This is a genomic window from Salinivibrio sp. IB868, from assembly GCF_001995655.1.
Classification (GTDB): domain Bacteria; phylum Pseudomonadota; class Gammaproteobacteria; order Enterobacterales; family Vibrionaceae; genus Salinivibrio; species Salinivibrio siamensis.
In genome coordinates, this window is sequence record NZ_MUEW01000001.1 from 308,156 (window position 1) to 319,975 (window position 11,820).

An 11,820-nucleotide genomic window follows, 5' to 3' on the forward strand; every position below is an offset into this window, starting at 1 on the left:
GTTTGCGATACGTCATACCCTCAAACATCAAACCGAGACACGCTCTTCTATTTATTGACGAGCGCATCTTGATGTGGTTTGAAAATGACACTGTCACGCAACTGTTGTATGAGTGCAATCGCAGCCCCCGATAAGTCACCTTGACGCTGATGCAACGTAATTTCAGTATTGGGGAGTTTCGGTAACCCTTCCTCTTCACCAAGTACTCTAAGCCCTTCCCCCATCATCGATGGCGTTAACACCGTAATCGCTAGCCCTGCACGAACGGCTGACGAAAGCCCTGACAAACTTGCACTCGAATACGCAATTCGATGGGTAATACCGGCTGATGTTAAGGCCGCCAGTGCACGCTCTCGGAAAATACACACCCCTTGCTTAGACAGCGCCAAAGGTAGAGGTTGGCGCTGATGCGTATCGTGCCCCACACCCGTGACCCACGTCATCGGCTCGGCGCGCAATACTTCGCCACCCGGGCTGTTAGGCTGACGTGTTGTTATCGCAATATCTAGCGCACCGGCTTTTACTTCTTGTACCAGTTCGACACTCAAACCACAGCTCACCTCAAGCTCTACTCCTGGGTAACGAGCCTCAAACATAGAGAGCGCCTCAGGAAGATAGATTAAGTAATCATCAGGGATCCCTAAACGAACGACGCCGTCTAGCCGTTGGTCGGTCATCTCTTGCCAAGCGAGTGCATTTTGCCTAAGTAGCTGTCTGGCATGCGCCAATAACCGCTCACCTGCAGGAGTAGGCAGTACAGCAGTTTGCCCTCGTTGCAACAACGGTTTTTCGAATAGTGCCTCGAGCCGTTTCATATGTGCACTCACGGTAGATTGCGCAAGGTATAAGCTCTCTCCAGCTCGGGTAAAGCTACCCTTTTCTACCACGGCGACAAAGGTTTTAAGAACCACGAGATCGAGCTCTCGCACGGCGCCTGACTCACGCATCATGATTTGTGATGACCCTATTATAAAAATTCGTTTTCATGATTGTAGCGTTTTCGCCAAAGTACACCAACACATTCACTGAAACAGAGATAAGGAGAGACGCGATGAATCAGAAAAAATCGCCTCAATATCAGTCATCTCGAGATTCGTTTCCCGCACTGTATATGCCTGCGATGCCACCAATGGCTTGGATTAACGGTCGCTCGAAAAAAAGAACACGTTAACCCGACAATTTCTCACTCACAGGCAAATAAACTCATTATGCGTCACGAACACTCATCAATAAGCGCGGGCATTAACCCGCCGGTATTTTATCCTGCCGCCGCTTTAATCGCGGCTTTTGTTATTTTTACCATTAGCGTGCCAGATACCGCCGGCGCGCTATTTGGTAGCACGCAAGCTTGGATCATCGACACCTTTGGTTGGTTTTACTTACTCGCGATGGGGCTATACCTTGGCCTGGCCTTGATTTTTGCACTGAGCCGCTATGGCCAATTTAAGCTGGGCCCGGATCACAGTGAGCCCGAGTTCAGCTACCACTCATGGTTTGCGATGCTTTTTTCTGCTGGCATGGGGATCGGGTTAATTTTTTACGGGGTCGCCGAACCAGTATTTCACTATGCGACCCCAGTAGTTGGCGAAGGCAATACCGCAGAAGCGGCTAAAGCAGCAATGCGCATGACCTTTTTCCATTGGGGATTACACGCATGGGGCGTTTATGCGATTGTCGCCCTTGCCCTCGCCTATTTTAGTTTTCGCCATCGTTTACCACTCCGCATTAGCTCAGCACTTTATCCTCTAATTGGTAAACGTATTCATGGCCCAATTGGTTATACCGTCGACGTATTTGCTGTTTTTGGCACCATGTTTGGTATTGCTACCTCTTTGGGCTTGGGCGTGATGCAGATAAACGCAGGCTTGAACTATTTATTTGATATTCCGACAACAACCAGCGTGCAGTTAATACTGATTGCTTGTGTGACGGGACTCGCCACCATCTCAGTCGTACTAGGGCTCGATGGAGGCATCCGTCGATTGTCTGATTTAAATCTCTGGCTAGCGATTGCCTTACTGCTCTTTGTCGTGGCGGTAGGTCCTACCCTCTTTATTTTCGAAACATTAGGGCAAAATATTGGCACCTATTTGTCATCAATGGTTGATATGACATTTAATGCCTACGCCTATACGGGTGATGAAAGTACAGATGGTTTTTTAGGGGGATGGACACTCTTTTACTGGGCGTGGTTTATCGCTTGGTCACCGTTTGTAGGGATGTTTATCGCAAGGATATCTCGCGGCCGGACGATCCGCGAATTCATTCTTGGCGTCATTTTTGTCCCTGTCGGTGTCACCTTTATTTGGCTCACTGTGTTTGGCGATACCGCGCTACACGGTATTCTTACCAACACCATGCCAAACTTGGTAGACCAAGTATTTGCCAACAGTTCAACATCGTTATTCCACTTTTTGGATAGTTTCCCGTTGGCAGGTGTCTCCTCCGTGATTGCAACTTTATTGGTGATCACCTTTTTTGTCACCTCATCCGATTCGGGCTCATTAGTGATCGATACCTTAACGTCCAAGGATGATGGCGAGTCGCCGGTAAAATTGCGTATTTTCTGGGCGCTTGCCGAAGGTTTAGTCGCCTCAGCGTTGGTCGTGGCTGGCGGTAGCAATGTACTATCTGCACTGCAAGCAGCCTCTCTGACTTCGGCACTGCCTTTTGCGGTCATTTTACTCGCGGTTGGCTTTGGTTTGCTTAAAGCGTTAAAAATGGAGGCTCTCAAACGCGATAGTCTCCAACATCTGGCGACGATACCGGGCAATGTGACGCGCCATAGTCCACATTACGCAGAAAACTGGCAAAATCGCCTACAAACCTTGGTGGCTTCACCTGAGTGGCAGGAAATCGCTGTAATGTTGGATAAAACCATTGAGCCCGCGATGCGTGCGGTCGCCGAAGAGCTTGAGAAGCAGGCGCTGGATGTCAGTATCAACCGCGAACACGATCGCTGCTATCTGCGAGTTCACCACGGCAATGACCCTGATTTTATTTACGGAGTACGAGCCCGTGCCTATGCCAGCCACACGTTTAACCTAAAAACCTTAGCGGATAATGAGACATTGGATACGCCACACCATTATCGTGCAGAGGTATTCTTACGGGAAGGCGGCCAGCAATACAATATTGCGGGCTACAATCAAGCGCAAGTGATTGAAGATATGCTGGATCACTACGAAAAGCATCTACACTTTCTTCACGTGATCAATAGCTAAATCTTATTTTGTCGAGTAACTAGCGCCGCCTTTGCGCGGCGCTTCATCCTTGTCGAGCGTTTACGGCACTCACACCTTGCCAATCTTCCAACTCTTGTTCGGGGTGCTCGGCTCTAAATTGCTGATACAGCGCAATGCCCTGTGGATCTTCCAGCACATCAACCATCACCCCTTTCTCTTGCAGCACCGTCTCGTTACCGCTCGCACTGGTGATATCCCCTACCACCACTCGAGAGAAACCGCGCATGGCGATCAATGCCGCGCACACATCGCATGGGCTTAAACTGGTAAACAAAGTTGTTTGGCTGAAGTCGATTCGCCCGGCATCACGTATCGCGGCCGTTTCACCGTGGTTGTAGGGATGGTTTTCTTGCACCAAGGTGTTGTGTCCTTTGCCCACTATACGACGTGTTTCATTGTCAATAATCACCGCGCCGATGGGGCATCCTCCTTCCTCAGCGCTTTTTTGGGCTAGCAGCACCGCAATGCGCATCAAGTCCGCATCCGTTAGTTTTTGGCTGAAGCTGTTATCCACCAGCACCGGCAAACTGCGCGTTGGCATATGCGCCATGGCACGCAGCGCCGCTTCGTTCACCGTACTGTTTGCATTTAATAGCATCCGCTCTCTCCTTATTCCATCTGACAGATAACGTTAAGCTGCGTCATACCACAAGATCATCAATTTACTCGCAATTAATGAACCAAACAGTGATAAGGTTTGTATTGGTCAATTCGATATTTGTTATTGGTTTAATCGACCTTTTGCGCCTTCGTCTGTACTTGTTAGCCAAGGGTGGTGATAGCAACTCTGTTCAGGGATTTTTATGATAAAACGTTTGATTATTATGTTAGTCGCATGTGGTCTCCTTTTTGGGGGAATTTTTGCTTACAAAGCGGTAGGCAACCATTTTATGAACCAATTCTTTGACAACATGCCTGCCCCCACGGTCACCGTGACGGCCACCACAGTCTCAACCCACCCTTGGCGTGAACAACAGACCACTATTGGCAGTTTTGCGGCCATTAATGAAACCCAGCTAACCACCGAGGCAAGCGGCATTGTCAACGATATTATGTTCGATAACGCGACATCGGTGAAAAAGGGACAATTGCTCCTCACGCTAGATGCCAGCGTTGATGAGGCAGAATTGCGTCGGCTCGAGTCCGTGGCAGAACTGGCACAACTTGAACTGCGGCGTTATCAGCGGCTATTTAGAGATAAAAACATCTCCGAGTCAGAGCTAAAGCGCAAAGAAAGCGAAGCCAAACAAGCGATTGCCGCTGTCGACAGCCAAAAAGCGCGCATTGAGCAAAAGTCATTAACCGCGCCTTTCGACGGCATCATTGGCATCCGAGAAGTCAGTCTTGGCCAATTAATGTCCCCGGGGACAGCGGTTGCGACACTCACGTCAGTGACCCCGATTCACCTCAACTTTACCTTGCCGGAACAGCAACTCAGCACGTTGAAAAATGGTCAAACCGTTTCTGCCACGATTAGCGCACAGCCTGACGAGGTCTTTGCCGGCACAGTGACTGCAATTTCGCCGGTTGTGACGCCGTCGAGTCGCAGTGTCGATATTCAAGCCACCTTTGACAACCCAGATGCCGTTTTACGGTCAGGTATGTTCGCACGCGTGAGCCTTGATCAAGGTGAAGAAACGCAAAATGTCTTGCTGGCACCACAAAGCGCAATTCAATTTAATCCGTATGGCAACGCAGTCTTCGTGATCCAAGAGCAAGACGATGCATTGACGGTACAACAGCGCTTTGTGCAAACGGGCGCGCGCCGCGGTGACATGATTGTGATTAAAGACGGCCTTCAACCCGGTGACCGTATCGTTACCTCCGGCCTCCTCAAGCTCCGTAACGGCAGCAACATCAAGATCAGTGACAATGAGCGTGTTCAGCCGAGCGAAGATCTTGATCCCAACGTTGTGAATCAATAGGAGCGATTCGATGCGATTTACCGACGTCTTTATCAAGAAACCCGTCTTGGCCTCCGTAGTGAGCCTATTCATTATCTTGCTCGGCTTACGCGCCATCACCGACATGAATGTGCGGCAATTCCCCGAGATCAAAAATGCAGTGGTCAGTGTCTCTACCACTTATATCGGTGCAGATGCCGACCTGATTCAAGGCTTTATCACTACGCCGCTGGAGCGTGAAATCGCTGCCTCAGAAGGGATTGATTACTTAGTCTCCACCTCAACCGCTGGTGTGAGCACCATCGAAGCCTATTTACGCCTTGATTACGATCCGAATGAAGCACTCACGCAGATTGCCGCACAGGTGAATAAGGTGCGCTCAGAGCTCCCTGATGATGCCCGTGAGCCCGTCGTCACCCTGCAGGTGGGGGAAACGGTCGCAGCGATGTACCTCGCGTTTTATTCTGACGTCCTCACTGATAATCAAATTACCGATTATTTGGTCCGGGTGGTCGAGCCACAGCTGTCGACGATTCCCGGCGTGCAGCGTGCTGATGTGTTGGGTGCCAGTAGTTTTGCCATGCGAATCTGGCTCGACTCGGTCAAAATGGCCGCGTACGATCTCACCGGTACGGATGTGATTGCCGCCCTGCGCAGCAATAATGTGCTTGCGACGCTAGGGCGCACCAAAGGCCAAGACGTAGCGATTGATTTAAACGCCGCCACCGACATTCATGACGTGAAACAATTTGAAGATCTGGTGATCAGCAGTGATGGCCAATCTGTTGTGCGTTTGAGTGATGTGGCGACCGTTGAGCTCGGCGCGGAAAGTTACCAAACATCGGTCAACTTTAACGGGCTCGATGCCACCTTTATCGGCATCGAAGTCTCGCCAGATGCCAATGCGCTGGATGTGATTGAGGCGGTGAATCAGGTATGGGATGCCGACATTACCACCCAGTTGCCTCAAGGGTTGTCGGCGTATATCGCCTATGATTCAACCGAGTATATTGATAATGCCATTGATGAAGTAGTGATATCGATTATTCTCGCCTTAGCCATCGTAGTCTTTGTGATTTATGGCTTTTTGGGGTCGTTACGCTCGGTGGTCATTCCTGCGGTCGCGATCCCCGTATCGCTCATCGGCACCTTCTTTTTAATGTGGCTGTTAGGATTTTCCATCAACCTACTGACACTGCTTGCCATGGTGCTGGCGATTGGTGTGGTGGTTGATGATGCGATTATCATGCTTGAAAACGTGCACCGCCATATCGAAGAAGGTAAAAGCCGAACACAAGCCGCACTGGAAGGCGCGCGCGAGCTGGCGTGGCCGATTATCACCATGTCGACTACCTTGGTCGCGGTGTTCCTGCCCATCGGCTTTGTCGGTGGCTTAACCGGGGTGTTGTTTGTTGAATTTGCCTTTACCCTCGCCGCGTCGGTGATCTTATCCGGCGTGGTGGCACTCACGCTCTCGCCCATGATGTGTGCCTATGTGCTCAAGCCCTATCAGGCGGACAAAGCGACCCAAGAGCGCTCCCTTGAGCACTGGCTGGATAAGCAGTTTGACCGATTGCATCATCGCTACCAACGCACACTCCATAGCTTGTTGAATACCAATGCGGTGATCCTCACGTTCGGCGCGATTGTTTTAGTGTCTTGCTATTTCTTGTTTATCACCAGTCCTTCTGAGCTTGAGCCCGCCGAAGACCAAGGGTTTGTGTTCTCCATACTCGAAGCCGACAGCCAAACCACGCTGGATGCGTTGTCTGCCAGTACCGATGAATTAAACCGTCTGATTGACGATGTACCAGAAATCGACAACGTCTTTATTATCAATGGCTCTGGCGGCACCAATAACGCAATAGCCGGTATTGTACTTGCGCCATGGGATGAGCGAGAGCGCAGTACCCAAGCGATTTTGGAAAACGAGATTCAACCCTTTATGGACAGCCAACCGAGCTTAAGCAGCTTTGCCTTGGTGCCCCCTTCACTGCCGTCTCCGGGCGGCGGCACACCGGTTGAATTTATTATCGGCTCAACACAACCCTTTGAGGCGATTAATGAAGTGGCGAACAATATTGTGGGCAAAGCGATGCAGACTGGGCGGTTTATCTTTGTCGATACCGATCTGAGCATTGACCGCCCCAAACAAACGGTCAAGATCGACCGTGAAAAGGCGGCTTTGATGGGCGTCGATATGCAACAGCTCGCCGCGGATATGGGCTCATTGTTATCCGGGGCGGATGCGGGACGCTTTTCACTGGAAAACCGCTCTTACCGAGTGATCCCCCAAGTGGCGCGTAATGAACGCCTCACACCGGAACAATTGCGCCAGTTTTACACTCGCAACCAAGACGGTGAATTGGTTCAGCTGTCAACGTTAGTGACCTTAGAAGAAAGTGTGCAGCCCCAAGCATTGCGCGGTTTTCAGCAGCTGAATGCGGTGAAAATTTCCGGTGTACCGCGCCCTGGTGTTCCCTTGGGGGAAGCGCTGGGTGTACTCGAAGAAATTGCGGCGACAGAATTGCCAGCAGGCTTTAGTGTCGATTATGCCGGGCAGTCACGCCAGTTTATGAGCGAAGGCCAGCAACTGGTCGTGACCTTCTTCTTTGCTTTAATCGTGATTTTCTTGATCTTAGCGGCGCAGTTTGAGTCGTTTAAAAACGCAATCATTATTTTGGTCACCGTGCCAATGAGTGTCTGTGGCGCGCTGATATTTATCAGCCTAGGATTTACTACCTTGAACATTTACACTCAAGTTGGCTTGCTCACCCTCGTTGGTCTGATTGCTAAACACGGGATATTGATCGTCGAGTTCGCCAATCAGCTCCAACAAGAAGGACGGACCAAACGTGAGGCGATTGAAGAAGCGACCGCCATCCGTTTACGCCCTATCTTGATGACCACGGCAGCGACGGTGCTCGCCATGATCCCGCTATTGATTGCCTCAGGAGCCGGTGCTGGCGCCCGTTTTGCCATGGGCCTAGTGATTGCCAGTGGGATGACACTGGGCACCTTGTTCACCCTGTTCGTGGTGCCTGCCATGTATCTGTTCTTAGCCAAAACCATCACGCCGGCATCCACCGAGTTATCGCCAGCGCAGACGCATCATAGCGATTAATCGAAAAATCGTACCCATTGGGGCCACTGTAACGTGGCCCCTATTGTCTCGGGCAACAGCCTTTTATATCCGGTTACGCGCTAAGAGGACATAAAACGCGCGAGAACAAATTCCACCAGCAATCGAACACGCAAAGGCACTTGTTCTCGGTCTCGATAGAGTAAAAATAGCGTGCGCGCTCGACTGCACCATTGCGGTAACACGCGCTGTAATTCACCCTTTTCTATCAAAGGTAGCGCGGAATAATCAGGAATATAGCCGATGCCAAATCCAGCCTCCACCGCATGGGTTAACATCTGAATTTCATCCACTTCTGCACGTATACCCGTGGTGGCTTGATAATCAAACGCCTCCCCCGTTTGATGGTGTGTGAGCTCCCAAACTGTCATTGGATGACAAATCACCACCGATTTACCTCTCAGATCACTAGGAGAGCGCACATCGTGATAGTCACTGTCAGGGCTGGCGCACAAAATGAAGTGAATATCGGTGAGCGGCCGTGCAATCCAGTTTTCTACTACCGGATTCCCGACTCGAAACACCACATCCATGCCTTCCGCTTCAATATCTATCAAGCTATTGGAAAAGTTAATATCCAGTTGAATCTCTGGATACTCACGCATAAAGTCGAAAAAGACGCGGCGTAAAAACTGCTTACCGGCATTGATGGGTGCGCTGATACGAATTTTGCCCTGAGGGTGATGTTTCTCGCTCACCAAATCATCGTTCAGTGTCTGCAACTCATCGAACAACCCTGCGGCACGTTCAAAATAGCGATGGCCAATTTGGGTCAGAGAGATACGATGTGCATCGCGATTGAGTAAACGCAGGGCAAGATCCTGCTCAAGCTGGCGAATTCGACGGCTTAGGGTGGATTGCGGCATGGCAAGCTGCTGCGCCGCGGCTTTAAAACTCCCCAACTGCGCCACAGTACAAAAACAGCGCAAATCGTCTAAGGAATAGTTAGGTTTCATATTTGGAATCTACCGTTCTGATATTGCCGGTTTATTCATATTTTGAAACTTATACACTAGCGCCCATCACTCAACAAGTCAGGTCTTGCTATGACAACTACTGCTTCACTGTGGAAAGCCGTTGCCCTTCTCATTTTATGTGCCTTTTTTTGGGGTAGCACTTTTCCTATTGGTAAAGATGCGCTGAATGAAGTGAATGCGCTCACCTTGGTCTTTTGGCGCTTTGCCGTCGCCGCGATTTGTCTAGGCTTTTATCTCAAGCTCACCCGTAGCCGCGTTCCCACACTCAGCGCCAAGCAGTGGCTGTGGGCGACTACCGTCAGCGCCGTGGGGATTGGCGGTCTTAACCTCTGTTTATTCACTGGGCTCGAGTACACCCAAGCGACCAATGGGTCATTAATCATGGCGCTCAGCCCGTTGGTGACTTCACTTATCGCCTGTATCGCGATTCGCGCATTGCCGCGTAAGGGACAAGTTTTCAGCTTGGTGGTGAGTTTATCGGGCGTGCTCGTGGTGATCACCAATGGGCAGTGGCAGATGCTCAGCCAATTAAACTTTAACCAAGGTGATCAGATGATTTTCACTGGCATGTTTGCATGGAGTGCATACACCTTCTTCAGCCAAGGCATTGGCCGCTGGATGCCGGTGATCCCCTACACGTTTTTAGGCATGCTCAGTGGTGCGACTGTGATTGGCATCATGTGTGCGCTTACACCAAGGGTTCATCCATTTGGCGAAGTTTGGGCTGCAAGTCCGCTGGCCGTCTCCGAACTCCTGTATATCGGTGTGCTGGGTACCGTCGCCGGTTACTTACTCTGGCTCAACGGCGTGCGCCATCTCGGCTCTGCCAATGCAGCACTCTTTTTTAACTTTGTGCCCGTGTTCGCGGTACTCACCGCGTTTTTGATGGGACAAGCCGTGAGCCAACTTCAGGTGATGGGCATTGTCATTGTAATCGCAGGACTGTTGCTGCCGCGCCTCCCTCACCCACGCCACTGGCGCGTTGCACGCTCTGCTTAGCGGTGTCGCTATTATACCTCTAAGTGCATCATGAGTCGCGCGCGGTGACTCGTTTTCATCGCGTGCAACTCATGCCTCATCATAGGGTTATCCGCCGAATCGGGTGACACGATAGGGTTGCATATCCACATCCGTGGCCTCCCCATCCATCATTTGCCCTAATAATTTCCCGGTGACCGGCCCTAACGTAAATCCTTGGTGGCCGTGACCAAAGGCAAGCCATAACCCTTTACGTTGCGGCGCCTCACCTATCACCGGTTTCATGTCCGGCATACACGGACGTCCACCTTTCCACGGCGTTTCATCAATACGCGCGCCAATAGGATATAAAGCCTTCGCTTCATGCTCTGCTGCTTGCAGCTGGCTTTGATCCGTGGGGGCGTCCAAGGCGGTTAACTCTGCACCCGTGGTCAAGCGGATACCTGCACGCATAGGTGCCAGCAAATACCCCACTTCCGCATCCATAATCCAGTGATTAAGTGGCTTTTTCTCATCGCATTGGTAATGCATGTGATAGCCACGCTTGGTAAACAAAGGGACTTCTAGACCTTGTTGACGCAACCAGTAAGAGGACCAAGGGCCCATTGCCATTACGACTTGGTCAGCATGTAACTGACCGTCATCGGTTTCGATAACCCACTGCTCGCCTGCTTGTTTCAATGCCTGCAAGTTCGCGCGTTTAATCTCGCCGCCTTTAGCAATCACATCGTCAGCATAGGCCTTGACCAAAGCGCCTGGGTCGGTGACTGTCCAAGGTTGTTTCCAGTGGATCGCGCCCGCCAGCGAAGCCGTTAAATTTGGCTCCATCGCCGTGATCTGTGCTGCGTTTAGCGCCTCATAGTCAACGCCATAGTTGGCACGATCTGCGGCGGCACGCGTGCATTCATCATCTAAGGCTTTTTGCGTGCGGAAAAGCTTGAGGTAACCTTCCTTACGAATCAAGGACGCTGCGTTCGCGGAGGCAATCATTTCCTCATGAGTGTCTAACGACTGCATAATTAACGCCGCGTACTCTGGCACCAATTGTTTGTATTTACTCTCACTGGAATAATGCCAGTATTGTAATAACGGATGGGCGGCTCGGATAACGCTCGTAGGACGGTAACGAATATCGACCGAGCGATTCGGCAATACGCGCAATAAGGTGGCAAGGTCGCGGGGAAATGCGTAGGGTCTAACCGCCTCGCGCTGAATAATCCCGGCATTACCAAATGAGGTTTCTTGTCCGGGGCTTACCCTATCGACCACGATGACCTCATACCCGCGCTTTAAAAGGTGCCATGCCACAGAGACACCTACCATGCCTGCACCTAATACCACTACCCGCTTTGCCATACTTCACTCCCTGAATAACTTGAAATTATGTTTTTATTGTACTTTGCTTGTCATTGTGCCGTTGTGTGCTTTTTGCACATAAGTTACAAGCTTTTAACCAATGCAGGTAGAGGTATTTAACAATCAATCTCACACTTTTTCGACCATCCCCGCCCCTGTCAGACAAGCTCAAGCAAGTAAGTCTTTGTCAATGAAACAATTCATTGTTCTTACTGATT

The 11,820-nt window shown here is 50.7% G+C and carries 8 protein-coding genes; 4 read left to right on the forward strand and 4 right to left on the reverse strand.

Annotated elements, in window-relative coordinates:
• Positions 1 to 47 precede the first annotated feature (47 nt).
• The gene (locus BZG20_RS01355) at positions 48 to 950 is read right to left on the reverse strand and encodes a LysR substrate-binding domain-containing protein (protein ID WP_197075722.1); all 903 of its coding nucleotides are present in this window, start codon (positions 948 to 950) and stop codon (positions 48 to 50) included.
• A 258-nt stretch (positions 951 to 1,208) separates the two neighbouring features.
• Between BZG20_RS01355 and betT the strand changes: the two genes are divergently transcribed.
• Positions 1,209 to 3,224, forward strand: coding sequence for a choline BCCT transporter BetT (betT, locus tag BZG20_RS01360; RefSeq protein ID WP_077577867.1), 2,016 nt, complete (start codon positions 1,209 to 1,211; stop codon positions 3,222 to 3,224).
• Positions 3,225 to 3,267: 43 nt separating this feature from the next.
• Here betT and BZG20_RS01365 read toward each other — a convergent pair whose 3' ends face one another.
• Positions 3,268 to 3,843: a nucleoside deaminase gene (locus tag BZG20_RS01365; protein ID WP_077577868.1), complete on the reverse strand. Its 576-nt coding sequence runs from the start codon at positions 3,841 to 3,843 to the stop codon at positions 3,268 to 3,270.
• A gap of 205 nt (positions 3,844 to 4,048) precedes the next feature.
• Between BZG20_RS01365 and BZG20_RS01370 the strand changes: the two genes are divergently transcribed.
• Both BZG20_RS01370 and BZG20_RS01375 read left to right on the forward strand, forming a co-directional pair.
• Positions 4,049 to 5,170, forward strand: a complete 1,122-nt coding sequence (locus BZG20_RS01370; protein ID WP_077577869.1) for an efflux RND transporter periplasmic adaptor subunit — start codon at positions 4,049 to 4,051, stop codon at positions 5,168 to 5,170.
• 10 nt (positions 5,171 to 5,180) lie between these two features.
• A complete protein-coding gene (locus BZG20_RS01375) occupies positions 5,181 to 8,273 on the forward strand; it encodes an efflux RND transporter permease subunit (protein WP_077577870.1) in 3,093 nt (1,030 codons plus the stop codon).
• An 80-nt stretch (positions 8,274 to 8,353) separates the two neighbouring features.
• Here BZG20_RS01375 and BZG20_RS01380 read toward each other — a convergent pair whose 3' ends face one another.
• Positions 8,354 to 9,247, reverse strand: a complete 894-nt coding sequence (locus tag BZG20_RS01380) for a LysR family transcriptional regulator (RefSeq protein ID WP_077577871.1) — start codon at positions 9,245 to 9,247, stop codon at positions 8,354 to 8,356.
• A 90-nt stretch (positions 9,248 to 9,337) separates the two neighbouring features.
• Here BZG20_RS01380 and BZG20_RS01385 point away from each other — a divergent pair, with 90 nt between their 5' ends.
• Complete coding sequence (locus BZG20_RS01385; protein ID WP_077577872.1) at positions 9,338 to 10,267, forward strand: DMT family transporter; 930 nt, start codon at positions 9,338 to 9,340, stop codon at positions 10,265 to 10,267.
• Between the two features lie 87 nt (positions 10,268 to 10,354).
• Here the strand turns inward: BZG20_RS01385 and BZG20_RS01390 are convergent, their stop codons facing one another.
• Positions 10,355 to 11,602 (reverse strand): FAD-binding oxidoreductase, encoded by a 1,248-nt coding sequence (locus tag BZG20_RS01390; RefSeq protein WP_077577873.1) that lies wholly within the window; start codon positions 11,600 to 11,602, stop codon positions 10,355 to 10,357.
• Positions 11,603 to 11,820: the final 218 nt, after the last annotated feature.

Excerpts from the sequence above, each read along its gene's own strand:
- BZG20_RS01380 (WP_077577871.1), bottom strand. The coding sequence starts at position 9,247 with ATGAAACCTAACTATTCCTTAGACGATTTGCGCTGTTTTTGTACTGTG.
- BZG20_RS01390 (WP_077577873.1), bottom strand. The coding sequence starts at position 11,602 with ATGGCAAAGCGGGTAGTGGTATTAGGTGCAGGCATGGTAGGTGTCTCT.
- BZG20_RS01365 (WP_077577868.1), bottom strand. The coding sequence starts at position 3,843 with ATGCTATTAAATGCAAACAGTACGGTGAACGAAGCGGCGCTGCGTGCC.
- betT (WP_077577867.1), top strand. The coding sequence starts at position 1,209 with ATGCGTCACGAACACTCATCAATAAGCGCGGGCATTAACCCGCCGGTA.
- BZG20_RS01375 (WP_077577870.1), top strand. The coding sequence starts at position 5,181 with ATGCGATTTACCGACGTCTTTATCAAGAAACCCGTCTTGGCCTCCGTA.
- BZG20_RS01355 (WP_197075722.1), bottom strand. The coding sequence starts at position 950 with ATGATGCGTGAGTCAGGCGCCGTGCGAGAGCTCGATCTCGTGGTTCTT.
- BZG20_RS01370 (WP_077577869.1), top strand. The coding sequence starts at position 4,049 with ATGATAAAACGTTTGATTATTATGTTAGTCGCATGTGGTCTCCTTTTT.
- BZG20_RS01385 (WP_077577872.1), top strand. The coding sequence starts at position 9,338 with ATGACAACTACTGCTTCACTGTGGAAAGCCGTTGCCCTTCTCATTTTA.